The organism is Bdellovibrio sp. HAGR004, from assembly GCF_055397015.1.
Genome location: NZ_AP029176.1, coordinates 815,751 through 840,026, shown reverse-complemented (window position 1 = coordinate 840,026; position 24,276 = coordinate 815,751). Strand labels below are relative to the sequence as shown.

Sequence of the window (24,276 nt, the reverse complement as noted above, 5' to 3'; positions counted from 1 at the left end):
CGCAATATCGCCAGAAAAAACAACCAGGCACCTTTTAAGGTAAAGCGGTCAAAACCGTTCCAGCGCAAGGCGGAGGGCGTTTCGCGCAGCGGAGGCGTGCTCCCAGCACGTCGGAGTGAAGCGGAAGGCCCGACAACGCAGTCGATGGGGCGGTTTTCACCGCTTTAAGCGGCTTTGGTAAATTTGGATTTGGGGAATGGGAGGTTATTGTCGATGATCTCTTCCATAAACGAGGGAACGTTTCCGGTTGGGATCAGCTTGCCTTCCAACGTTCCGTCGGGACGGCGTGTTAGGCGCGACATTTCAAAGATCGGAATCACGTTGTATGAACCATCTGCATTGAATCCGCATACTTCGCTGATTGCCGCAATACGTCGAGATCCATCGGAAAAACGCGAGACCTGGATGATAATTTCGATCGCCGAAGACACTTGAGAGCGCAAAGCCTTCTCACTGACCTTGGCGTCGCCCCCTTGAGCCAGGGCTTCCAAACGCACAATCGCATCTTCGGGCGTGTTGGCGTGGACCGTTCCCATACAGCCTTTGTGACCGGTGTTCATCGCATTAAGAAGTTCCATCGCTTCACTGGAACGAACCTCCCCCACAATGATTCTGTCGGGACGCAAACGCAGAGCGGACTTGAGCAAGTCCTTGATCGTCACTTCCCCCTTGCCGGCCGCATCGGCCTGGCGGGTTTCAAACATCACCACGTGCTCATAGTCGACCTGAAGCTCGGAAGAGTCCTCAATCACCATCACACGCTGACCTTTCGGAATGCGCGTGCACAGCAATGACAACAGCGTGGTTTTACCAGAGCCGGTACCACCGCTGACGATGATGTTCTTGCCAAGGAACATGCAAATATCCAGGAAGCGCGCACCATCTTCGGTGATCGCTCCGAACTTGATGTAGTCGGCGAAAGTGATTTTGTTATTGGTGAACTTACGAATGGAAAGAGTTGTTCCCTTGCGCGACATGGGCGGGATCACCGCCGCAATACGCGAACCATCCGGCAGACGCGCATCCAGACGAGGCGATTCATCGTCGATACGTCTTCCCACGCTTTGCGCGATACTGTTGACCGCCGCACGCAGATCATCTTCTGACGGGAAAGATTCCGCAACCCTTTCGAGTTTGCCTTTTCTTTCCACAAAGATTTCCTTATGGCCGTTTACAAGAATTTCCGACACACCCTTGTCTTCGAGGTATTTCGCAACAGGACCGAGATTCTGCTGAATGGTCTGTTTGAAAACGTTCGACTGATCAGACATGGGTGCCTTTCCTCACTAAAGATTAGTTCGATGCGGGCTTGCGGTCTGCCGCAGCCGAATCTGAATAGATGATGAACTTCCCCTGCACCGCGGTTTCAGGGCACTGATAAGAGAAAATTCCATCGGTCTTTGGATTCACAAAGAAAGTTTTTTGTTCGCCAAACACCGTGTTGTGGTGCTCGGAAAATGCATCCAGCACGAAGCTGACGTTCTTTTCCTTGCTGTTCACATTCACGATATGAACCCGGTAGTTACCCCCCTTTTTAAGGCGCACCTGCTCGGGCACAAAGCCCTTGTCCGTATTCATGATAACGATGTCCTGAGTCGGCTCTACCGAATCAAAGACCTTGCTTAGAATATTGACGGATTGATCCTCCTGCACACTGGCCGGAAGACGGTCTTCATTTTTGACTTTATTGAATTCGACCTGACGACGGGAGAAGTCCACTTCCCACGCATTCGCTACAGAAGAAAACAACAACAGGCAAAGAACCTTAGTGCAACTCTGTGCGATCCTGGAACTCACAAAACTCACGGGCCACCTCCATAGCGATATAATTCACGGACCTTGGGTCCATCATGTGGAGCTTCTGAATCAGAAGATCTTTGTCGCCGCGGCAGCCGTTGATTGTCTGAAAAGCGTCGCTCAGGATTTGTGGGTTTGCCATCATCTCCTTCGTCACTTCACTCCAATCCAACTTCAATACAGGGTCGATCGCCCCTACGCTGTAGAGAGCATCAAACACTAATTGCAAATCGCCTTGCAGAAACATCGAATCCTCCTAATTGCTCAAGGGCATCCAGCCCACATGGTGTTTCTATCGGTAGGAGTTCATTAGAACTTGAGTCAATTTGAGGCGATTTTTGAGGACTTGAGGAGATCTATCGTTTGACGCTGGCCCAGAGTCGAATCGGACTTGGGCCCGGTCAAGTCGAGGGAAATTACTGTTCGGAGGCGGCAGAATCTGCCGGTTTTTCGGTTGGAGCTTGAGAAGATTCAGTCAGAATTTTGCCCGCAATTTCGGACGGAGACGTTGTGTCCTTCATCATACGCAGCTTTCTTTCACCGACCGCTTCTTTAGAAACTTGGATTTTTGCATCCCGAATGCGCTCGGCAATCTTTCTTTCAAATCCGTCATTCTTGATATAGGGCTTGATCTCTGACAATAGATTTTCAAGAAAAACGACGTAGGTTGTTTGGACGACGGGTTTAAAAGCCCGAGGATTTTTCAGAGCATTGATGGCTTCGTCAGTAAGTTGACTGATCGTTTTTTCCCAGGACTCCAACTCATCGAGGTTTGAACGCAAAGGTGACACGATTTTTTCGATCATCTCATCATCGTTAGGACGAGAATACACAGCTTGAAGTGCCTCTTTCAAAGGCACCACTTTGCCGCTGGATGACTTTTTGGACTCAGTCACCTTGTCACTGACCAACTTGTTCATTTGATCCAGATCTTTCAGGGCCAGTTGAGAATAGTTAAACAGCAAACCAGCATGCGCCGTGCCGCCAAGAAACATAAGAGCGAACATTGTTAAAAGGAAATTTGATTTATTCATAGAACTCAGTTTAAAGGGGTCCCAGAGTGAGACAAGTCCTGATTAGCAGGACCTTGGACCGGGATTTTTTCCTTCCCTCTAAACTGAAAATGATGTCAATATAAAGGGGCTCAAAAAATTACAATCATCCATCTTGGAGGAAGACATTGAAAGCACTTAAGTTATTTGGAATTTCAGCACTGGCACTTACCCTGGTAAATTGTGCCCCTTCAGCTAAACAACTCAAGGAAGCAGTAGAAAAGGATCCGAGCATCGTTTTCGCAGCGATCGAAAAAGATCCTGAACAATTCATCGAAGTGGTGAACAAAGCCGCCCAGAATGCTCAACGTAAAGCTCAAGAAAAAGCTGTTGCCGAAGAAGGCAAAAAACGCGATGACGAATTCAAAAATCCGTTGAAACCAGCTATCGAAGAAGGCCGTGTTATCTTTGGCCCTAAAGATGCTAAAATCACGATCATTGAATACTCTGACTTCGAGTGCCCATACTGCGCTAAAGGTCACGCGACTGTTGATGAAGTGATGAAAGCTTATCCAAAAGACGTTCGCGTTGTTTACAAGCACCTTCCTTTGGATTTCCACCCAATGGCTATGCCTGCGGCTGAGTACTTCGAAGCGATCGCTCTTCAAGATCACGCTAAAGCTGAAAAGTTCTACAACCTAGTGTTTGAGAACCAAGGTGACCTGCGTACTAAAAAGGAAGGCGCTTTGAAAGACTTCGCTAAAAAAGTAGGCGCGGACCTGAAGAAAGTTGAAAAAGACCTTAAGTCTGAAGTTGTGCAAAAGCGTATCGAAGCGGACATGGAAGAAGCTCGTAAATTCAACTTCTCCGGCACTCCAGGCTTCCTGATCAACGGTGTTTCTTTGCGTGGTGCTTATCCATTTGCGGACTTCAAAGAAATCATCGATCGTCACCTTAAAGAAGCTAAGTAATTCTTCTTTAAAAAAGATCAAAATAAAAACCCACAGCCTCAAAACTGTGGGTTTTTTATTTGCCCAGACCCACGTCCTGCCTCTAAAGTGGAAGAGAACCAAACACCAAGGAGCTCCACCATGAGCGCGCACGCCAAGTCGATGATTCTCAAAGCCCAGGACGATCTCGACATCGCCAAAAAACACCTGAACGACGAAAAACAGCACGACCTGGTTGGCTACAACCTGGCACAAGCCTGCGAAAAATTCCTGAAAGCTCTTTGTGAAATGCGTGGTTTGGAATATCCCCACGACGACGAAGGCCATGACCTCGATGCCCTGATGCAAGTTCTGGAAGAAAATAACTTCTCCGCGATTTCCTCTCACGCGGATGTGATCGAACTGACCCCTTACAACTCTCCGAACGCCCATGTCCGCGCTGATGAACGCTTGGATATGGAAGAATACGTTGGCTACGTCGAAAACCTGAAGAAACTGGTCGGCGAGCAACTTCGCCTTCTGTAGCTACTGAGTGGGGCTTCCATCCCCAGCTAACGGCACAATCGCAAAGCCACTGCGCGGCTGGAAGTTGACACGATCAAAAGATCCTCCGACCAGCACCTTATCTGATTGGGCACTGAGTGGAACTATATTGGCATTGCTCTTTGCCGACCAGGATGCATCGATATTCAGCGAACTCCCTTTGGGGGTTCGCACCAGAGTATAACCAGGAACTGGAACCGCCCCGAGCGTATACTGATATACTGAACTGTTTGATACAAAGATATGCGCGTCTCCGACCTTCACGCTGATACTTCCAAGACCATTCGATTCTGGGGTATTCCAAATCAGGTTAAGATTCTTATCGAAGCAGGCCAAATTTCTTTGCGTGCCACCAACGATCGCACCGCTGATAACGAGGTTGTCGGCATCAGCATCCACCCGCGTATACGAGGTATGACCGGATATAACCTGAGGCTCTAACTGCAGATTGTTATTGAATATCGCAAATCCCGTCCGACTTTCACCGGCAATGACATTGAAAGATCCAGTTGCGATGAACCTATCAGCACCAAATTTCACAAGTTGGGTAACCGTGCTTGACGGGAATGGGTCCCAGGAATCCAACACACCCGTCAAAAAATCCACGGCCCCCATGCGTGTACGACTGTTATTATTCAAACCACTAAATGATCCAGCCAACACCGCCAGGTCGCCATTTGCTATAATTCCATTAACGGCTCCTGCTGCTGCAATATTCGCCGGCTTCACGTTACCATTAACACTATCAAGTCGGGTTACCGAACTGGTGTTCACTCCTGATGTGGAACTAAAGCCTCCAACCGCAAAAATATCACCGTTGTATTTAATAACATCTTTGACGTAGGAGTTTGCAGATGGACTCCAGGCAGTAAGACCGCCTGAGGCAAGATCCACCGCTGCCAAATTGCTTCGGTTCACAAAGCTATCAATAGTCATAAAGCTGCCCGCAAAGAGATATTCCCCACCCAGAGGTACAATCTTCGTTGCCGAGCCTCCTTTTACTGACATGAAATAGCCGCCAAAAACCGGGGGACTTACGCCTGGTAGCGCATCACGAATAACTCCGGCACTACCACCAAGTAAAATTTTAGAATCGAGCTCCCCAATGACCCTGGTGCCACTAACACCGGAATTAAGAATGGAAGGAACGTGTGTGGAAGTGTTGATTCGGCTGAAGGTTGAGTTTTGAGTCGCATACAAGTCCCCGCCTTTTTCAAACAAGCTTGTTATCGCAAATGAACTGGAAGTCGAGGTAGAAAAAGAGGTGCCTATCGGAGTAAACACACCCGTTGCCAGGCTCATTTTCGTCAGGAAAATACTGGAGCTGCCATTGACCGTTGTGAACTTACCGCCAATAAAAAGATTTGAGCCCACTGTCACCACATCCGTCACAGTCGAACTAAGTACCGGGCTCCAACCATTATCCAGGCTTGCACCTAAAGTATCCGGGGTCGAAAGTCTTACAAGAAACTTTCTGCCTTGCCCGGCGAAGCTCGTAAAAGAGCCATACACATACAACTTGTTATCACTGCTTTCATAGTGCATTCCATTTATACTGCCGCCGACTGAAAAAGCGGATCCCATCAATACCGGAGCGCTCGGAGCCGTGATATCAAGATGAACAAGACCTGTCCTTGCTTGCCCGTTGATACTTGAGAAGCTTCCTGAAATATAGAGGTTTGTTCCAAAAACTATAGCTGTACTAATGACCCCATTCGCTGTCAGGCTCAAACTTGTATCAACGGACTTATCTGCCTTGATGCGGATGATATTGGCCGCTGTATAAGCTCCCTGCTTATACACAAAGTCACCATGAACATAGTAACCGCCGAAGCCGTCGGAAACCATTCCAGACACACTCCCCGCCACGTTGAATGATGAAACAAATTCACCACTAGAATTCAACAGGACCAATCCGCCCCGACAGGTGCCGACCTCTGTAAAGGTTCCGCCCAAGTAAGCGACATTCCCCTGCGTAGTGACTGCATCACGCTTCCTTTATTATTCCCATTTGTAAAACAGAGTGGACCCGGCAATGTCGTTTCAGCCTGAGCTGTCCAGCCATCTGAAGATAGCACGGCAGATACATTTCCCGCTGCGTCCGTGGCCCGAATCTCCACTTTGTAGGCAGTACCGGCGGTAAGACTTAATCCAGCAAAAGTATAACTTCGCACATCCCCCACGGACACCCACGGTTTAACCACCGTAAATGGAGTTGCAGCCAGCTTTATCTGCAGTTCATACTTGGAAATACCTGAAAGATTGTCCGTGGCTGGGCCCCAGGAAAGATAAGGACTGAATGACTTCAGTGCCATAGCCCCATCATCAAGCACCGCCATGGTTGCAGGCGGTGAATTGTCAAAGGTGTAGCTGAATGAACCTGCAGAACAACTGGAGTAATTTGTTCCATTAAAAGCCCGTGCATGAAATTTATAAATACCATTCGTCGACAACGATGGCGACAGTGTGGCGGAAGAACCTGTCGCTGTCACACTGGCCAGTGGGTCATCACTGCAATCGACTGTTGCATGCAGGAAAATGATATTACCACTGGCGGTCCCCGCGACCTGAATTGACGGCGCATTCACATTGGAAACAGGGGTCGCGGGCGACAACAATGTCAACGTGCTGGGTGCATCCGGGAAGTCACCCACAACAGCCAGGTAATGTTCCGTTGTGGATATGTTCCCGGCTGAATCTTTAGCCCGGATATGAAGGTAATAAAACGCGTCCGGCGATCCCACGGAAATCGCATACGAATTGGTGCCTACAAAGTTATTTCCGGGCTCTGCCGTCGGGAATTCATCCACGACAAAATCATAAGTGCACGGAGGCTCAGAGCACCCCCAAGTCCACGTATGCGACGGCACTGCGGTAGTACTGCTGGAAAGCCCGGTCAAACTCGGTGGTGTTGTATCCAAAGCCACGGAAGTACTGGCGCAAGTTGAAATATTCCCGGCGATATCTTTAAACTCCACACTGATATTTTTGACGCCATCACCAGCCCCCATATTCCAGGCAGGATATTGAGGTGCATAAGCAGTCCAGGCAGAGCCCCCGACCGAACAGGTGGCATCATTGAATATACGCATCAATTCCGGCCCGTCTCCGGCTGCCAGAACCAAATTCACATACTGGGTGTTTACGACCGCCGGTGTATCCGCGACCAAGACCGCAGGCCCCGTGGGTGCCATGCGATCCAGTGAATACGCCAAAGAGGCACTGGAACAGGCCGATTCATTTCCGAAACTGTTCCGACGTTTTGCATGAAGGCTATAGACTCCATCAGAACCCAAAATCGTGGCATTTAGAGTCGCGGTGCTGCCCGCGGCAAGTCCTGAAACCATTAAAGAGGCGGGATTACAATCGCCCGCTGAATACACAAATACCGTGTCCCCTGATGCAACCCCGTCCACTCGAACAGTTAGAGTCAGCTCATTGGAAATACTTTGCAGCGGAAAGAGCAGTGCCAAAGCGGTCGGTGCTGTCACCGAACTATCCACAGTCAAGGTCAACAACTGACAGGGACTTTGATTCCGGGCAAAGTCCTGAACCTTATAGTAAACTGATTGCGTGCCCTCGGTAGCGAAGGTCCATGGCAGTCTGTTCTTGTCGAGGCTGCGCCACTGACCACCACTCAAACAGGTGTTTTGATCGGTAAGGTATATTTGAAAAATATCGCTGTCTGTGGTGATCAATTCCAAAACTGTTGTTGGATTAGGCAGATTGGTAATCGCTCCTTCAGCTTGCAAAACGGCAGTGGGTGCGGTCATGTCGATGGCGATGGTCTTTTCCAAAACATTGGAATACCCCGACGGCATCACACTTCGCAGACCCACTTTGGAAACTTGCGGATAACCCGAAAGATCCAATGCGAACGAAAATTCTTTTTTGGTTTCACAGTCCAAAACCAGGTTTTTTACGACAATGGATTCTTTGGCGGACTGCCAATTCGTACCGCCATCCAAAGAGTACTGAATGTCGATGGTCTTGCTGTGACATTTTCCATCAACAAAGAACTCCGTCGAAACCTGCCCGGCAATATTTGGCGCTGGAACGGCAATGCCATCTGCGGGCGTCAGCAGTTGTTTCACCTGGGAAACTACAGGGGAACAACCTCCTGCCACCAATAGCAACAAGACAAGAGTGCATTTAACATAGAGTTGCCGGAGAGCCTCGAACATGAGGTTCGTTTCGGAATAAATACAAATATGCTAAGTCCTGTTTATAAAACTCGACCAAAGGCATGTCAGACCGAAAGAAGAACAGAATAAAAGAAGCTCATAGGATTTTTATCGGAGGAATGCCGTCGTCCTATGAGCTTTAAAAAAACGAACTGAATTACTATTTAAATGCATAGAGCAAACTGCCGCCCTTGATCAGGTTGATGACCTTGTCGCGGTTGGCTTGGGACACCGCCGGGCAGCCCCAACTGCGCCCCTGGATCACAGTTGAATCCTGAACATAGCTGGCCCCGTGAACCACAATGGCGCGAGAGCGCGCATTGGAGTTGGTGGAAGACAGCCCATCCAGGCGCAAAGAGTAGCCGTTGCTGCCTTGGTAGGTTTCTGCGGTTTTATAGGCCCCTAATGAAGAAGCATTCGAACCAGACACGTTACTGAATTTTTCAGCAAAACCGTCATGGTTGCTGTCTGATCCTTTTCCATGGGACACATGCACATTCCACACGGCCCCGGTTTTCATATCGATAAAATACCAGCGTTTTTGCGAGGATTTCTGACTGAAATCCAAAACCGAGATCACAGACTGATTCTTAAACTGGGTCTTGTTCTTATGGAAGTACAACACCGCCGCCTTCAATCCCGCTGTCGGCACGATATGGTTTGGATCAAGATAGTCGTACTGTTTTAAAATCGCCTCGTCCCCGTCCACAACCTCGTCAGGCACAGTCGGAGTTGGTGGTGTTGTTACCGTGGGAGGTTCAACAACCCCCGGAGTTTCAGTACTGCCTTGCGAGTTATTGCCTTCACTAGGCATCTCGGCAGTCGGTTCGTTATTCGGGTCGTCCGGCAACACGGGAAGCCCAGGTCCGCACGCTGCCAGTAAAAATGTCGTGGAAAGTACCAAGAGTGTTTTTGAGTTTATAAGAGCCATGGTGATCCTCCGTGATAGTTCACGGAAGGCAGATCGGCCGCTCATATTTGAAACTTTAAAGACCGAAGAACTGGCTGAATACTGGTCAGACTTTCAGAGGGAAAGTGTCGAGATTTCAGACACTTTCCAGACCTTGGAAAAGGCCTCAAAAAAAGGGCGAGGATCACTCCTCGCCCTCTCTGAATAATCATTTTACGAACGCGTCTTACTTCAAAGAAGCAATATCAATCACGAAACGATATCGCACATCACCCTTGAGCATTCTTTCATAGGACTCATTGATTTTGTCGATGTTAATCAACTCGATATCAGAGGTGATTCCGTGATGAGCACAGAAATCCAGCATCTCCTGAGTCTCTTGAATCCCACCAATCAAAGAGCCCGCTAGACTGCGACGCCCGCCGATCAGAGGGAAGGCATGAATGGCTTCTGGTTTGTCAGGCACACCCAACAACACCATAGTTCCGTCACGTTTCAGCAACTGCAGGTGAGCGTTGAGATCAATCGGCGCAGACACGGTGTTGATAATCAAATCAAAGCTGCGATTGTATTTTTTGAAGGTTTCTTTTTCAGAGGTGGCAGCGTAATTATGCGCCCCCAGGCGATGTGCATCGTCCTTCTTTTTATTGGAAGAACTGAGCACCGTAACCTCTGCCCCCATCGCAGCAGCCAACTTCACGGCCATGTGACCCAGGCCACCCAACCCCATCACTGCCACTTTCTTACCAGGGCCGGCTTGCCAATGACGAAGCGGCGAATAGGTTGTAATTCCCGCACACAAAAGCGGAGCCGCTTTATCCAAGGGCAACTTTGGAGAAATCTTCAGCACAAAGTCTTCATTCACCACAATCTGAGTGGAATACCCACCTTGAGTGACCGTCACACCGTCCTTTTCAACAGAGTTGTAAGTGCCGACAGAACCATTTTCACAGTACTGCTCAAGCCCTTCCCCACAAGACGGACAAGTACGACAGGAATCCACCAAACATCCCACCCCGACCGAGTCGCCCACCTTGAATTTCTTCACGGAGCTTCCGACGCTGATCACCTTTCCCACGATTTCGTGGCCCGGAACCATCGGGAATTTAGAGCCACCCCACTCATCACGCACCTGGTGCAGATCTGAATGACAGACGCCGCAGAAATGAATGTCGATTTGGACATCATGAGGTCCCGGTTGACGGCGTTCAAACTTGTAGGGCTTCAAAGGTTCTTTGGATTGATAGGCGGCATAGGCGTTCACTGGAATCATCACAACACTCCTTACAGTTTAAGCGGAAGAACTGTCTCTGATAGTTCAATGGCTTCCGGGGTCAAGTCCAGCACAAGCGGCGAAACCTTCACACCTTTTTGATGAGCCTCCCGAAGCAAACGGCCATACTCAGGATCGATATCATCTGCCGGAGCAAACGTTCCGCAGTCGTGACGTTGAACAGTGAAAACAATTTCAGCAGTGTGCCCTTGATCCATCAAAGCCATCAGCTCACGCAGATGCTTTTGCCCCCGCTCAGTCACAGCATCCGGGAATTTAGCCACGCCATCTTCCCCTAAAGTCACATTCTTCACTTCGATAAAATGCAGGGACTCGCTGCCTGTTTTCTTCAACGCAAAATCCAAACGGGTCTCTGCGCTGATCTTGTATTCAGGCTTCACCTCATCAAAACCCGCCCAATGGGCAAAAGTGCCAACGACCTCTTTTTTGTGACCCACGACATGCTGTAAAGTCTCACGCACCACGGTGTTCGGTGTGGCGGTGTTAACCCCTACCCACGCTCCCGTTGGAGATTTGATCATTTCCAATGTGAACTTCAGCTTGCGTTCCGGATTGGTGCTTTCAGAGAACAGACAGTGCTGTCCCGGATTGTTCACGCTTTTTAGGCTGCCCGTGTTAGGCACATGGGCCGTGATGGTCTGGCCTTTCCACTCAATGTCTGCAAAAAAGCGCTTATAGCGTTTCAGGAAAATACCTTCTTGCAACTTGCTGTGAAACTTCATGAAAACCTCATTTGAAAATCGAATTCTTTCTCATGAAACTAGTCTGTGAGGCGCCCTTTTGTCGATTCCTTTCAAGCCCCGCCCGACACCCTACAGCTTTAGGGCGTCCCTGCAAAAATGACACTGTTGCCTAGCAGCCAGGAAGAGCCCTTCAGATATCCCTTTATGCGGGGTGTTAATGGGTGCAAATACTCTACCGTGAGCATAGAACGGGATGCTGCTCTCAACCCGCCACTTTGATCTTCGCTAAAGTCTCTTCTTTGCGAAAGGCGAGAGCTTTGAATTTGATTTGTTTAAGTTATGCAACAAGGAAAGGAACTTTCTCAACATGGCAACTGATGTAAAACTGCCCGAACTTGGTGAAGGTGTTACTGAAGGTGAATTGGTAAAATGGTTGGTGAAACCCGGCGATTCTGTAAAAGCTGATCAGGCAATCGCAGAGGTATTGACCGACAAGGCAACGGTTGAAGTTCCGTCTCCTGTTGCTGGCGTGGTGAAAGATTTAAAATTCAAAGCCGGCGACGTCGTTAAAGTCGGCTCCACTATGATCACTCTTGATGGCGCGGGTGCGGCTGCAAAACCAGCGGCGCAACCAGCAGCAGCAGCGGCTCCGGCCAAACCTGCGACTGCCGCCCCTGGCAAAGCCCAAGACATTAAGCTTCCTGAACTGGGTGAAGGCGTTACTGAAGGTGAACTGGTTAAATGGTTGATAAAACCAGGTGACTCTGTCAAAGCAGACCAGGCAATTGCTGAAGTTCTGACTGACAAAGCGACTGTCGAAGTTCCGACTCCAGTTGCAGGTCTTGTCAAAGAATTGAAATTCAAAGCAGGTGAAGTTGTTAAAGTCGGCTCCACCATGATCACTCTTGAGAGTGCAGGTGGCGCAGCTTCTGCTCCGGCTCCGGCAGCTCCAAGTGCTGGTCCAGTGCAGCCTGCGCCTGCACACTCCGCAGCTACCGCCGCCAAAGCAGCTCCAGCGGCAACAGCTTCCACTTCCGCAGGCATCTTCCCGCCTGTGGCTGACTCCAAAGTATTGGCAACTCCGGCGACTCGCCGTCTGGCGCGTGAAATGGGTGTTGATATCAACTCTCTGACCGGTACTGGTCTTGCGGGTCGTGTGACTCGTGAAGACGTGATGGCTTCCGGTGGCGGCGCAGCTCCTGCGGCAGCGAAATCTGCTCCGGCAGCAGCGGGCTCCATCTCTATTCCTAAGCCTTCTTATCAGGGCCCTGCCGGTGCCGCGGAAGAGCGCGTTCCATTGATCGGTATTCGCAAGAAGATTGCTGAAAACATGCAGCGCTCCAAACACGTGATCCCTCACTTCACCATCATGGATGAAGCAAAAGTGGATGCGATGGTGGCCCTTCGTGAAGGTCTGAAAGACCATGCTGAGAAAAACGGAACGAAGATCACTTACCTTCCAATCGTGATGAAGGCTTTGATCGCAACGATCCGCGAATTCCCAATGTTCAACGCGTCCATCGACGATGCGGCTGGCGAAATCGTTTACAAAAAATACTTCAATCTGGGCTTCGCAGCGGACACTCCAAACGGACTTGTTGTTCCGGTGATCAAAAACGCGGATCAGAAATCCATCCTGGAAATCTCCAAAGAAATATTGGATCTTTCCAAGCGTGCTCGTGACGGCAAGTTGAAACCGGATGAAATGAAGGGTGCGACTATCACTGTGACTAACATCGGTTCCATCGGTGGAACTTATGCGACTCCGGTGATCAATCACCCTGAAGTTGCGATTTTGGGCATGTACAAAATTGACGAAAAAGTCGTTCTGAAAAACGGTCAGGTTTCTGCGATCAAAGTCATGAACTATTCAATGACTGCGGATCACCGTTTGATCGACGGCGCTGTTGCTGCAAGATTCCTTGCTGCCTTCATCGGCCGCATCGAAAACCCAGGCAAACTTTTGGTGGAACTGGTTTAATCGGCCCCGCCGAAGAGGCTGAAACGCCAGCCGGCGTTTCAGCTGGACTAAATTTGGAGATTATATGCAAAATTTTGACGTAGTAGTTATTGGTGCGGGTCCCGGCGGTTATGTCGCTGCGATCCGTTCTGCACAACTTGGTTTTAAAACAGCAGTTATCGAACGTGAATTCCTGGGTGGCGTGTGCTTGAACGTGGGTTGTATCCCGTCCAAAGCCATGATCACTGCGACTCACCTGTTGCATAAAGCTCAGCACAATTTCAAGGAAATGGGCTTGAACATCAAAGGTGGCATCGACGTGGATATGAAACAGCTTGTGAAATGGAAACAATCCGTTTCAGACAAGATGTCCGGCGGTGTGAATCAGCTTCTTAAAGGTTACGGCGTAACCATCATCAAAGGTGATGCTGAATTCAAATCCTCTAAAGAAATCTCTGTGAAATCCTCTGCAGGCACTGAGTCTGTTCAGGCGAAGTACTTCGTTGTGGCAACAGGCTCCCGCCCGATTGAAATCCCTGGTTTCAAGTTCGACGAAAAAGACATCTGCTCTTCCACTGGCGCGTTGGCGTTTGACTCCATCCCTAAGCGCGTGGCGGTTATCGGTGGTGGTTACATCGGTCTAGAGATCTCTTCTTACCTGCGCAAGCTGGGCACCGAAGTGACTGTGATCGAAGCACAATCGGCTTTGTTGGCGGGTGTGGTTGATCCGGACTGCGCGCAGATCGTGACTCGCAAGCTGACCAAAGCGGGCGTGAATGTTCTTTACGGAGCAAAAGCCAAGGGCCAGAAAAAAGTTAAAGACGGTTACGAAGTCACTGTTGAGATCAATGGCAAAGACGAAGTTGTAAAATGCGACAAAATCCTCGTCACTGTCGGCCGTCGTCCAAATGGCGATCAGGCAAACCTGAAAGCGGCTGGCATTGCCGTGGACGAGCGTGGCTTCGTAAAAGTCGATGCTCAACGCCGCACGAATGTTTCCAACATCTTTGCTATCGGTGATATCGCCGGTCAGCCGATGCTGGCGCACAAAGCATCCCACGAGGGTGTTCTGGTTGCTGAAGTGATCGCGGGCCATAACCGTGTTTACGATGCGAAAACAGTTCCGGCAGTTGTCTTCACCGATCCTGAAATCGCAGCAGCCGGCATGACTGAAGCTGAAGCGAAAGCCAAAGGTCACACCGACCTTCTGATCAGCAAGTTCCCGTTCGCAGCCAATGGCCGCGCGGTGAGCATGATGGAAACAGACGGCTTCGTGAAAATGATCGCTGATAAGAAAACCCACGTTTTGTTGGGCGTTCACATCGTCGGTCCGGAAGCTTCCAACTTGATCTCTGAAGCTGTTTTGGCGATCGAGATGGGTGCACGCATTGAAGACCTGGCGCTTTCCATCCACCCTCACCCAACTTTGGGTGAAACCATGATGGAAGCCGCTGAGGCGACTTTGGGTCACGCGATCCATATCATTCAAAAACCTTTGAAAGCATAAGCTTTCGCACAAAGGCCGGCCGTCAAAAACCGGCCTTTTTTTTAGCTGCACTCCAACCTCAAGCTGCTATCATCTTTTCATGCGCCATTTTTTGCTGCTGATATCGACATTGCTTCTATGTGGTCCCGCGTGGTCGGCAAAAACCAAAGCTCCGCTCAGGGTGGCTATCCCTTACAGTCTGGCCCCCCCTTTATTGATCACTGACGCGAAAGGCCAGGCCACTGGGATTGTGCGGGACTATATTCATGCCATTGAAAAGCGCGTTGATCGCAAATTCGAATTCATCGTCATTCCCAAGTTCCGTATTCACGAGATGATCAGCAAGGGTTTGGCCGAAATCAACTGCTACACCAGTCCGTCCTGGGTTCCGAACCCTGAAAAATTCACTTGGTCCAAGGTTCTGTTTATAAAAAAAGAAGTGCTGGCCTCACGCAAGAGTGTGCACTCTTATTCCGATATTAGGGGTGAGCGCGTGGGAACAGTTCTGCGCTATATTTACCCGAGTCTTGACCCACTCTTTAAAAATGGCCGGCTGATTCGCGAGGACGTTCCCACCGAAGAACAGAATCTGCGAAAGTTCGTCAATAAACGCATCGACAACGTCGTGGCCGACGAAACTCATCTGGATTATTTCCTGAAGATCGATAAAAACAAAGCCCCTATTTATAAGATGGTTATACAGGAATATCCGATTCACTGCCTGATCGCCGCCAAAGACACTGAGTTGACTGCTTCATTTAACAAAGCCATTGAGGACATCAAAAGCTCAGATGAGCTGGACCGCATTTTTGCTCATTACAAATGATCGGAATCCACGATTCGTAAAGTCGAAAAATCTTTATCGGATTCGAAGCCAGGTCCTTTTCACATTCAGATCCCACAGCCGTTTTCGCAAAGGCTTCTTTCGCGACTCCACTGTGCTGTCAGCGAAGAACACTTTGGTTGGCGTCGACTGGCTGAGAATGGAGCTGACGTCGGCAAAAACGGCAAAACCACTTTGCCCGGGTTGCACACCACTGTAAAGACCGCCATAACCTGAGACGCCGTTTGAACTAAATCCCGTAAAAAGGTTGGCGATAATCCCGGCACTGATTGCATCTGTGCCCAAGGCATAACCCAGAACCACTTTCGATGCCGCCAGGTCCACATTCAAATAGAGTTTGGAAATACGACTGTCACTTAAGGCGATCGAATACCAATTGTCAGTTTTAACCCCCATCACCGGGAAGAAGGTTCCATTGGGAAGACCTTTTTCCGCCTTCATTGATGGAATCTGCGTCACACGCGTAAAGTTCACCAATAGATCCACTTCTGTGGTTCCGGGAACTGGAGAGTTCACTTGCAGCATACCCAAAATTTCCAGCGGACTGTCAGGATTATAGATCGGCAGCTGGACATTCATAATCTGAATACTGTTGGAATCCAGATGCGTCTTCAGGCCCACAAACAGGTTTCCCTGCTGGGTTTGAGTGGTCAATTGAGCCCCCTTGATCACACTTTCCTGAGAACAGGCGGTCAAACTGACTACGGCGGCAAGGGCCAAAAACAGATGTTTCAACGGGGATGCAATCATTCTGAGTCTCCTTGTTGTTGCAACTCGCGCACTAAGTTTCGGCAGGCCGGGCCTAGACTTAAGCCCCAGCATCAGAATCTTTGCAAAAAGGAAACAGCGCCAGAATGTGGTTTATGAAGTTCTGGCTCAGAATAAGACGAATTCTGGTCAGTGAGTCCCAAGCTCGTAGAGAATCTAAAATAGCTATTCCAGGTATTTATCCTGAAGGGCTTTCAGACGATCTGGTGTTAAATTGAACTCTGCCGCAAAATAGCGATCCATGCTGCCATAACGCTGATGGATTTCGTGAAAAGCCGCATTCAGGAACTGCTCTTGGACAGACATCAGATAGTGCAAGGTCTCAAGACTTTTACTGGAAAGTTTCTTTTCGTTCTGATTCAGGATCAACTCGCGGAAAGGCTGCAGGGTCTGTTCGGTGCGCAGATAGTCCTCGATAACTGTTTCCTTCTTCACACCCAAAGACATCAACATCAGGGCAGATCCCACGCCGGTGCGATCCTTTCCCACTGCGCAGTGCTGAACCAGGGCCCCGTTTTGCAAGGGCTCCACCCGCTCAAAAAGACGCTTGTAAGCGTTATTGGAAAACGGCAGCTGCTGATACAGGCTTTCCATAAAATTGCCGGGAATTGCCCGCAAGGATTCTTCGGCATAAAAGTCATGACCCGCGACATTCACTGCATGAGAGTCCGGGTTCGCCGGGCAACATTCATAGTGAGCTCCCTCCCAAATCACGTCCTTATCTTGTTCAGACTCCTTGATGTCGCGATAGTCATGTATGTGGGTGATCGACAAAGCTTCCAACTGAGCACAGTCTTCAGCGGTCAGACGAGAGAGGGAACCTGATCGATACAAGCGGTTCTTCTTCACACGACGGCCATCGGCCGCCAGATATCCACCTAAATCTCGAAAATTAATTCCGCCCTGTAGTTTCATTCCAACTCCTTCCACAAAAGACCATCATAACACGAAGCGCACCTATTTTATTTTCATTTAACTCGGCCCTGATTTGAAAAATACACAAATTCCATCAGTCCACCCGGGTGGCAGATGCAATTAATCGCTATTTGAGGGTCTCTAGCACTTTCATTTGGTTTTCATCTTCAGTCGCTTCTCATTTAGACCCACTTATCAATCATCAGTTGTGAATCGGGCTTCTTTTGAGGTATTTCCTGCGCCATTAACTAAAAGGAGTCTTTCCATGAAAAAGCTTATCGCCGCCGCACTTGTCTCTTTGACGGCTGTTGTTGCTTCTGCAGAAACACTGACAATCTACACGGACCGCCCTACCGCACGTGTTCAACCGATCGCGGATCAGTTTAAAGCACAAACAGGTGCAGATGTTGTGATCGTGGAAAAAGCTTACGCTGACGTTTTGGCGCAGCTCCAGGCTGAAGGCGAAGCAACTCCCGCAGACCTGATCTTCACGAAGGATCTTGTTTTCCTTTCTGACCTGACTCAAAAAGGTTTGTTGCAGCCATTGGCTTCTGCTTCCTTGAAATCTCGCGTTGCTCCGGCAATGAAAGATCTGAACGACAACTGGATTGGCATCACTTACCGCGCCCGCACTTTGGTGTATGCACCAGACCGTGTAAATCCGTCTGAGATCTCTGAATACGCAGACCTTGCCGATCCTAAATGGGCTGGCCGTGTGTGCATGAGAACTTCCAAAGGCACTTACAACGTGGCATTGATCGCAAGCCTTGTTCACCACAAAGGTGCTACCGCGGCGAAAGACATCATGGCTGGCATCCTGGACAACCTGGCAGTTGACGTTTATCCGAACGACACAGCGATGATGACAGCGATGGCTAACGGTGTGTGCGATATCGGTATTGCCAACACTTACTACCTGGCGGGCATGTTGGATCAGAATCCAAACTTCCCAATCAAACCATTGTTCGCAAACCAAAACTCCACAGGTGCTCACGTTAACGGCTCCGGTGTTGGTATCGTAAAGTATTCTAAGAAAGCGGCTTTGGCTGAACAGTTTATCTCTTTGATGCTGCAAGAAGATAATCAACTTTGGTTGTCTGGCAGCCACTTGGAATACCCAGCAGCTTTGGGTGTGACTCCAAACACTGTCATCAAAGACTGGGGCACTTTCAAAATTGACCCAACAAACTGGACTGTGCTTGGCGAATCTGTTCCGGCAGCAAAAGAAATCATCAAGGAACTTGACTACAAATAATCATGAACAAGTTTGTTTCCACACTTTTTGTTATTTCCCTCTTCGGCCTGTCTTCACAGGCCGAAGACGTTTCTGAGGTCTCCACTTCAATGTCCGAATTGGGCGCCGTGAAGGTCATTGGCAGTTCTGAAGAGGAGCTGACTCAGCCCAATTCCGCCCACTTTTTCGGCAAAGAAAAACTGGAGCAGCAACAACAGACCGACGTGACCCGCGTACTAAAACAAATTCCCGGCGTTTACGTGCAGGAAGAAGATGGTTTCGGTCTTCGCCCGAACATCGGGTTGCGTGGAACGCATCCTCACCGCAGCCGTAAAGTTGTTATTCTTGAAGACGGCATTCTGATCGGGCCGGCTCCCTATTCAGCTCCGGCGGCTTATTATACTCCTTTCATGAGTAAGATTGAGTCCCTGGAGGTCTTTAAAGGGGTCGCCTCTGTTCCCTATGGCCCTAACTCCATCGGGGGCGCGATCAACTACATCACGCGCAGCCTTCCCACACAAAACCGCGCAGAAGTGGAAGTGGCTGGTGGCAGTTACAACACGCAAAAATATCGAGGCAATCTGGGCTATGTCTGGGACCGCGGTGCCATCATGTTTGAAGGCACACACCTGAAGACAGACGGTTTCAAGAAACTTGATACGGGTCGCAATACCGGCTTTGATAAGAATGACATTCTGATCAAAGGTGAATACAGACTGCCCGGAGACCGCCAGCAGTCCCTTTCTTGGAAGCTTGGTTATGCCGACGAAGCCTCTGACGAAACCTATCTGGGGCTGACCCTGGATGATTTTGCCAGCTCGCCGTTCCGTCGTTATGCCGCTTCTGAAAATGATTTGATGAAGTTCGAACATGAGCAAATGCAGTTGACCTATAAAACCCAAATGACTTCCACTTGGGGCCTGTGGTCCACCGCTTATCGCAACAACTTCCACCGTGACTGGAATCGTTTTAACAACTTCCGTGACACGACCGTCGATGTGAACAAAGTTCTGCGTGATCCGACAACGGGTTCTAATCAGCTGTACTATGACGTCATCACAGGCCAAGCGGATTCCTCCAGTGTAGGTGCTGGTGCGGATATCGTGATGGCGAACAACGATCGCTATTTCTACAGCCAAGGTCTGCAATTGGGGTCTTTCTCGGCTCATCAGGCTGGGGAATTCCTGCACCAGGTAAGTCTGGGACTTCGTCTGCATGAAGATCAGATTCGCCGCGATCACACCGAGAACATTTTCTCGATGACCAACGGACGCCTGGTACGCACCGCCGATGCGGAAAAGAACACCAACAAGATCCAGGACACAACTCAGGCAGTCACTGTCACCGCTTCGGACGAGATTCTGTGGAACTCTTGGAAGTTCACAGCCGCCGGCCGCTTTGAAAGTCTGAACTATGAATCCTACAACGGTCTGACCGGTGTCACCACCGACGGCAGTCAAAGTGTCTTTGTTCCGGGCGTGGGAACGCTATATCAGTTTAATGAAAACTGGTCCTGGCTTGCCGGGGTCAATCGCGGCATGAGCGCCGTAGGACCTGGCCAGACACAAAGCAATAAGGCGGAAGAAAGTGTGAACTACGAAACAGGCGTGCGTTATTCCAATGCCGATCGCGAGTTCTTTGCTGAAGCCATCGCCTTCCGCGCCGACTACAAGAACATCAAAGACACCTGTTCGTTCTCTTCCGGCTGCACTGGCAATTCATTGGATCAGGAATTCGATGGCGGCAAAGCCTTGATTCAGGGTCTTGAGGCGCGCTTTGCTAAGGGCTTTCAATATAAGAACGTATATATGCCAGTCAGTTTGAATGTGACTGTGACCAAAGCAGAGTTTGCCTCGGACTCTCAGTCTTCCAATCCTGAATGGGGTGTGGGGAACATTCAATCCGGTGATCCATTGCCTTACGTACCGCAAGCCCAGTACAGCCTGAGCTTCGGAACTCAATACCGCAAGTACACCCAGGAAGTGATCCTGTCCTGGACTGGAAAAATGTACGACCAGACTGTCGAAACCGATCGCTCTGAAATCCCTGCTTACGGGGTCGTGGATTGGACAGCGAAGTATCAATACAACAAACAGGGTAACTTCTATGCCCGTGTTGATAATATCTTCGACAATGACTATCTGGTTTCTTTGCGCCCGTTTGGTGCGCGACCAGGCAAAGCCAGAAGCCTTCTGGTGGGAATCAAACACGTATTCTAAACATGACCATCCACCCGTCGAGGACCCGAAGGGCTGCTTGCAGCACGTCGCTTCGGACAGTCCTCGCGGACGCCCCTCCCCTTGGGAGGGTGCTGCTGTGGAACTTGCGTCGTGCTGCAAGCAGCCCTTCGGGCCCTCGCCGGACGGCGTTCGGTTTCTTTAAGTCTATTTAATTACTTTTTGGGGAAGGTGCGTGGGGGGAGCGCTTTTTTGGCAATAGAGCCAGGAATGGGTCTTTGTAGTGGTGCCATAGGGATGTGCGGAAGCGTTCGTTGAGGCCGACTTTTAGTTTTCCTACTTGTTTTGACAAGATCAGGGTGCCGAAGAGGGCGTCCCAGATTGACAGGCTGACTCCGAAGTTTTTGTCGTAGTGGGCCTCGTCTTTAGAGTGATGCACTTGGTGCTGGATCGGGCTGATCAGAAGTCTTTCAAAGGGGCCGAAGCTTAACGGGATATGGCTGTGTCTTAGGTTCGCGCCGACCAGATTGAACAGAAAGCCGAAGCCGTTGATTCCCAGTAGCGTCCACAGCGAAAAGCTGGAACCGAAGAGGAAAATGAAGACCCCGATGGAGGTTCCCAGGCTCAAGCTGTTGCGGAGGATGGCCAGGACGGATTCCACGGGATGAGCTCGGTACAAAGTCACCGGGGTCAGGACGCGGGCACTGTGATGCAACTTGTGGAAGTGCCACAAAAACGGAACTTTATGCATCAACCAGTGGTGGAAGAATCTGAGGAAGTCGTCCCAGACGAACACTCCCAACGTGAAGGCCAGCAAATAACCGTTGTTCACCGGGATGTTCAGAACGTCGCCATCACTGAAGCGCACAAGGAAACGAATCACGATTTGTGAAATCACGAAGCTGCATTCAAACAAAGGCACAAACAGGAAGCTTTTGAACAAAGCATTGAGGAAATAGATCAGATAGTCCTGCTTGGCCGAATGATTCCACCAGTATTTTTTGCGCAGAACCCAGCGGCGTAACAACGTCCCCAAGGGGGTTTTCTGCTGACGGGCCAGAACAAACAAAACCACCAGAATCAAAGCCAGGCTGGACAGAATATTGACGTGATAAAGCCTTGATGTGGGCTCATCAAACTGAAAGAGTAATTTTTGCAGCCTTGTCCAATTCTCGGGCATTTCCAGCATGGATTCTTTGTAGCATAAAACGCTGCTGAAGAACACTCGCAAGTCCCGATCCTCATTGGGTTTTCAATTATACAGGGGTCCCTATGAAAACTTGTCATTTCGGGGGGTTTTCAGGCACAAAGAGCCTTTGAAAAGTGAGGAATTCATGATGGCAAAATCTATGATTTTGAAGGTTTCTTTAGGGGCCGCGGCCTGCCTGCTAATGGCATCCTGCTCGGACTTCTTTGACACTGACAAACCCACCACTTCACGTGGCACTCTACCGGGCAACAACTCTAACAAGCCCCAGGACGGGTCCTTACCGGGTGAGTTCCAAAAACCCAACGACGGTCCTTTCACAGAAGAAAAAATGCTGATTAATATCGGCGTGAATGTTCTTTCCCGTTCGGCTGATAACTTCGCTGCCACAATTCCAGTTCTAAAAAACTCTTTGCGCCAGTACTGTGAAGCTTTGTCCAGTGGTTCTTCCGCGCGCCGAGAAGAAACCCAGGCCCAGTTGGACTGGGAACGCGCCATGCTGGCTTTCCACGAGCTGGAAGCCGCCCCATTTGGACCCTTGATGGATGATGGCCGCTTTCTGAACGATTACATCTATTCCTGGCCTTACCTGAACACCTGTGACATCGACAAAAAGGCTTATGAAAACTCCAACTCATCCATCAGCAGCGATCGCCTGTTGTTCAACGTGCGTGGTCTGAGCGCGATTGAGTATCTTTTGTTTGAAAAGTCCCTGAAGAGCACCTGCAACCTGCGCGCAAACCCAGCGATGAAGGAATGGAATGATCGTCCAGCCTCCCAGAAAAAGCTGGACCGCTGCTTGTGGGCCCAGGAACTGGTGAAGGATGCCGAAGCCAAGTCCGCCACTTTGAAATCCCGCTGGTCTGTTGCTGAAGGCAACTTCACCAAAGCGCTGATTGATGGTTCCCGCTACAAAAGCATCAAAGAATCCATCAACGGCTTGACCGATGCTCTGGCCCATATCGAAAAACTCAAAGACGCCAAACTGGGTGCACCCATGGGACGCCACAAAGACTGCAGCGAAGACAAATGCGCTCGCACGGTGGAGCACCTGTACTCAGGACTTTCTTTGGGATCTGCCGAAGCTCAATTGAGAGGCTTCCGTGCGATCTTCACAGGCAGCTTCAGCAACCAGCCAGCTTATGGCTTGGATGATCTTCTGGAAAGATCCGGCCGTAGTGACGTGGCTGCCAAGGTTGTAGCAGCCCTGGACAAGGCCATTGCCTCTCTTCAAGCGGCTCAGGACAAAGGTTCCCTGTTTGACCAAATCGAAGCCGTGGACCCCGCTCTGTGCAAAGCCACCACAATGACTGACCGTAAAGAGGAAATCTGCGCGGTTCACGCGGATGTCCGCGAAGTGGCATTCCTGCTAAAAACAGAAGTGCTGGCGGCTTTGGCATTGCGTGCACCGCCGACTCATCAGGGCGACAACGACTAGATCCCGGCCCGAACTTCCTGCAAGGGGTCCTTTTCGTGGACCCCTTTTACAGTCTATCCAACAGCGGACAGCTCCACTGTGTGTGGATACTTGCCAAAACTTCGGATTTCACAAGTTTTGCGTTCCCCGCTTCCTGACGAAATGACATTTCTGCCAACCCCAGCTTCCGGGCCCAACCGGTATAATAATCCATTCTGCTGAGATGAAAAGGCGCCACCGCATTGATCAAAGACGGTGGCGATGGCACTTGTGCCACCGCCATGATGATCTTTATCAGATCTTCACGATGAATCAGATTCACCGGAGCAAGCCCGTCGGCCAGCATTTTGCGACCGGCAAGATGATAGACCGGATGCCTTGCTCCACCAATCAAGCCTCCCGGCCGAATGACGATGACTTGATCTTTAAACTTTGCCACAAGCCCCTGCTCGACCTGGCGCAACCATATCTGGGAATCATTCAGAGGCTGCGGCAAGGTGCTCTCGACCACCTCACCCCCCTGGCCACCGTAAACAGAGGTGGAACTGATGAAGATAATCCGTTGTCCTTTTTGACTTGGAATCTTATCGATATAGTCCTCGGGGGACAGGTTAGGAAGTGGTGGCGTGTTCAAGAAAAGAACATCACAGAAATCCCCCGGGAAGCGATCTTTGCCCCAATCAAAGTCACTTCGGTGAGTGCCCCAAAAAGGCTGCCCGGCCAGCTCCAGTTGCTGCGCCAAAGCGGATCCCAGCCAGCCTAATCCAATGATTCCCCAGGTCTGTTTTTTTCCCATAACAAAGGCTTACTTTGATTCAAAGTCAGTTTCAAACAAGAAAAACCACCCCCCAAAATCAGAGGTTGTTCAAAAGGGTTCAAGCGCAAGGCGGACAAGGGCCCTCGCAGCGCAGGCGT

General features: G+C 49.9%; 21 protein-coding genes. 8 read left to right on the top strand and 13 right to left on the bottom strand.

Translation table 11 applies throughout. The annotated features are described in order from the left end of the window. Positions 1-164 precede the first annotated feature (164 nt). The 4 genes from ACZ5ZV_RS04310 to ACZ5ZV_RS04295 form a co-directional block, all read right to left on the bottom strand. Positions 165-1,271: a CpaF family protein gene (locus ACZ5ZV_RS04310; protein ID WP_464120192.1), complete on the bottom strand. Its 1,107-nt coding sequence runs from the start codon at positions 1,269-1,271 to the stop codon at positions 165-167. A gap of 22 nt (positions 1,272-1,293) precedes the next feature. Next, on the bottom strand, positions 1,294-1,806 hold the full coding sequence (locus ACZ5ZV_RS04305) for a cupredoxin domain-containing protein (protein ID WP_464120191.1): 513 nt from the start codon (positions 1,804-1,806) through the stop codon (positions 1,294-1,296). Next, on the bottom strand, positions 1,766-2,044 hold the full coding sequence (locus ACZ5ZV_RS04300; protein WP_464120190.1) for a cytochrome: 279 nt from the start codon (positions 2,042-2,044) through the stop codon (positions 1,766-1,768). The genes ACZ5ZV_RS04305 and ACZ5ZV_RS04300 overlap by 41 nt, the downstream gene beginning before the upstream one ends. 169 nt (positions 2,045-2,213) lie before the next feature. Further along, positions 2,214-2,831 carry a hypothetical protein gene (locus tag ACZ5ZV_RS04295; protein ID WP_464120189.1) on the bottom strand — a complete coding sequence of 206 codons (618 nt, stop codon included), beginning with the start codon at positions 2,829-2,831 and terminating at the stop codon, positions 2,214-2,216. A gap of 146 nt (positions 2,832-2,977) precedes the next feature. Between ACZ5ZV_RS04295 and ACZ5ZV_RS04290 the strand changes: the two genes are divergently transcribed. Next, positions 2,978-3,760 carry a DsbA family protein gene (locus tag ACZ5ZV_RS04290; RefSeq protein ID WP_464120188.1) on the top strand — a complete coding sequence of 261 codons (783 nt, stop codon included), beginning with the start codon at positions 2,978-2,980 and terminating at the stop codon, positions 3,758-3,760. 120 nt (positions 3,761-3,880) lie between these two features. After that, positions 3,881-4,264: a HEPN domain-containing protein gene (locus ACZ5ZV_RS04285; RefSeq protein WP_347359667.1), complete on the top strand. Its 384-nt coding sequence runs from the start codon at positions 3,881-3,883 to the stop codon at positions 4,262-4,264. On the opposite strand, the gene ACZ5ZV_RS04280 is transcribed toward ACZ5ZV_RS04285, so the two are convergent. The 5 genes from ACZ5ZV_RS04280 to sfsA all read right to left on the bottom strand — a co-directional run bounded on the left by ACZ5ZV_RS04280 (position 4,265) and on the right by sfsA (position 11,392). Next, entirely contained in the window at positions 4,265-6,130 is a 1,866-nt protein-coding gene (locus tag ACZ5ZV_RS04280; protein WP_464121387.1) for a hypothetical protein, read from the bottom strand. 53 nt (positions 6,131-6,183) lie between these two features. Continuing rightward, positions 6,184-8,376, bottom strand: coding sequence for a fibronectin type III domain-containing protein (locus tag ACZ5ZV_RS04275; RefSeq protein ID WP_464120187.1), 2,193 nt, complete (start codon positions 8,374-8,376; stop codon positions 6,184-6,186). A 250-nt stretch (positions 8,377-8,626) separates the two neighbouring features. Continuing rightward, positions 8,627-9,397, bottom strand: a complete 771-nt coding sequence (locus ACZ5ZV_RS04270) for a murein L,D-transpeptidase catalytic domain family protein (protein ID WP_464120186.1) — start codon at positions 9,395-9,397, stop codon at positions 8,627-8,629. Between the two features lie 205 nt (positions 9,398-9,602). After that, positions 9,603-10,649: an NAD(P)-dependent alcohol dehydrogenase gene (locus tag ACZ5ZV_RS04265; RefSeq protein ID WP_347359531.1), complete on the bottom strand. Its 1,047-nt coding sequence runs from the start codon at positions 10,647-10,649 to the stop codon at positions 9,603-9,605. An 11-nt stretch (positions 10,650-10,660) separates the two neighbouring features. Beyond that, positions 10,661-11,392, bottom strand: a complete 732-nt coding sequence (sfsA, locus tag ACZ5ZV_RS04260) for a DNA/RNA nuclease SfsA (RefSeq protein ID WP_374001347.1) — start codon at positions 11,390-11,392, stop codon at positions 10,661-10,663. Between the two features lie 328 nt (positions 11,393-11,720). On the opposite strand from sfsA, the gene ACZ5ZV_RS04255 reads away from it, so the two are divergent. From ACZ5ZV_RS04255 to ACZ5ZV_RS04245, 3 genes are all read left to right on the top strand, one after another. Further along, positions 11,721-13,334 (top strand): 2-oxo acid dehydrogenase subunit E2, encoded by a 1,614-nt coding sequence (locus ACZ5ZV_RS04255; protein ID WP_464120185.1) that lies wholly within the window; start codon positions 11,721-11,723, stop codon positions 13,332-13,334. A 64-nt stretch (positions 13,335-13,398) separates the two neighbouring features. Next, positions 13,399-14,820 (top strand): dihydrolipoyl dehydrogenase, encoded by a 1,422-nt coding sequence (gene lpdA, locus ACZ5ZV_RS04250; RefSeq protein ID WP_464120184.1) that lies wholly within the window; start codon positions 13,399-13,401, stop codon positions 14,818-14,820. 79 nt (positions 14,821-14,899) lie between these two features. Further along, positions 14,900-15,625 (top strand): substrate-binding periplasmic protein, encoded by a 726-nt coding sequence (locus ACZ5ZV_RS04245; protein ID WP_464120183.1) that lies wholly within the window; start codon positions 14,900-14,902, stop codon positions 15,623-15,625. Between the two features lie 33 nt (positions 15,626-15,658). Here ACZ5ZV_RS04245 and ACZ5ZV_RS04240 read toward each other — a convergent pair whose 3' ends face one another. Both ACZ5ZV_RS04240 and ACZ5ZV_RS04235 read right to left on the bottom strand, forming a co-directional pair. Then, on the bottom strand, positions 15,659-16,393 hold the full coding sequence (locus ACZ5ZV_RS04240; protein ID WP_464120182.1) for a hypothetical protein: 735 nt from the start codon (positions 16,391-16,393) through the stop codon (positions 15,659-15,661). A 183-nt stretch (positions 16,394-16,576) separates the two neighbouring features. After that, positions 16,577-17,326: a tyrosine-protein phosphatase gene (locus ACZ5ZV_RS04235; protein ID WP_464120181.1), complete on the bottom strand. Its 750-nt coding sequence runs from the start codon at positions 17,324-17,326 to the stop codon at positions 16,577-16,579. 265 nt (positions 17,327-17,591) lie between these two features. On the opposite strand from ACZ5ZV_RS04235, the gene ACZ5ZV_RS04230 reads away from it, so the two are divergent. Together ACZ5ZV_RS04230 and ACZ5ZV_RS04225 are read left to right on the top strand one after the other, a co-directional pair. Further along, on the top strand, positions 17,592-18,581 hold the full coding sequence (locus tag ACZ5ZV_RS04230; protein WP_464120180.1) for an extracellular solute-binding protein: 990 nt from the start codon (positions 17,592-17,594) through the stop codon (positions 18,579-18,581). A gap of 2 nt (positions 18,582-18,583) precedes the next feature. Further along, on the top strand, positions 18,584-20,779 hold the full coding sequence (locus tag ACZ5ZV_RS04225) for a TonB-dependent receptor family protein (RefSeq protein WP_464120179.1): 2,196 nt from the start codon (positions 18,584-18,586) through the stop codon (positions 20,777-20,779). A gap of 169 nt (positions 20,780-20,948) precedes the next feature. Here ACZ5ZV_RS04225 and ACZ5ZV_RS04220 read toward each other — a convergent pair whose 3' ends face one another. Continuing rightward, the gene (locus ACZ5ZV_RS04220) at positions 20,949-21,962 is read right to left on the bottom strand and encodes a sterol desaturase family protein (RefSeq protein WP_464120178.1); all 1,014 of its coding nucleotides are present in this window, start codon (positions 21,960-21,962) and stop codon (positions 20,949-20,951) included. A 109-nt stretch (positions 21,963-22,071) separates the two neighbouring features. Between ACZ5ZV_RS04220 and ACZ5ZV_RS04215 the strand changes: the two genes are divergently transcribed. After that, positions 22,072-23,382, top strand: coding sequence for an imelysin family protein (locus ACZ5ZV_RS04215; RefSeq protein ID WP_464120177.1), 1,311 nt, complete (start codon positions 22,072-22,074; stop codon positions 23,380-23,382). A 46-nt stretch (positions 23,383-23,428) separates the two neighbouring features. On the opposite strand, the gene ACZ5ZV_RS04210 is transcribed toward ACZ5ZV_RS04215, so the two are convergent. After that, entirely contained in the window at positions 23,429-24,157 is a 729-nt protein-coding gene (locus ACZ5ZV_RS04210; RefSeq protein ID WP_464120176.1) for a Rossmann-fold NAD(P)-binding domain-containing protein, read from the bottom strand. Positions 24,158-24,276 lie beyond the last annotated feature (119 nt).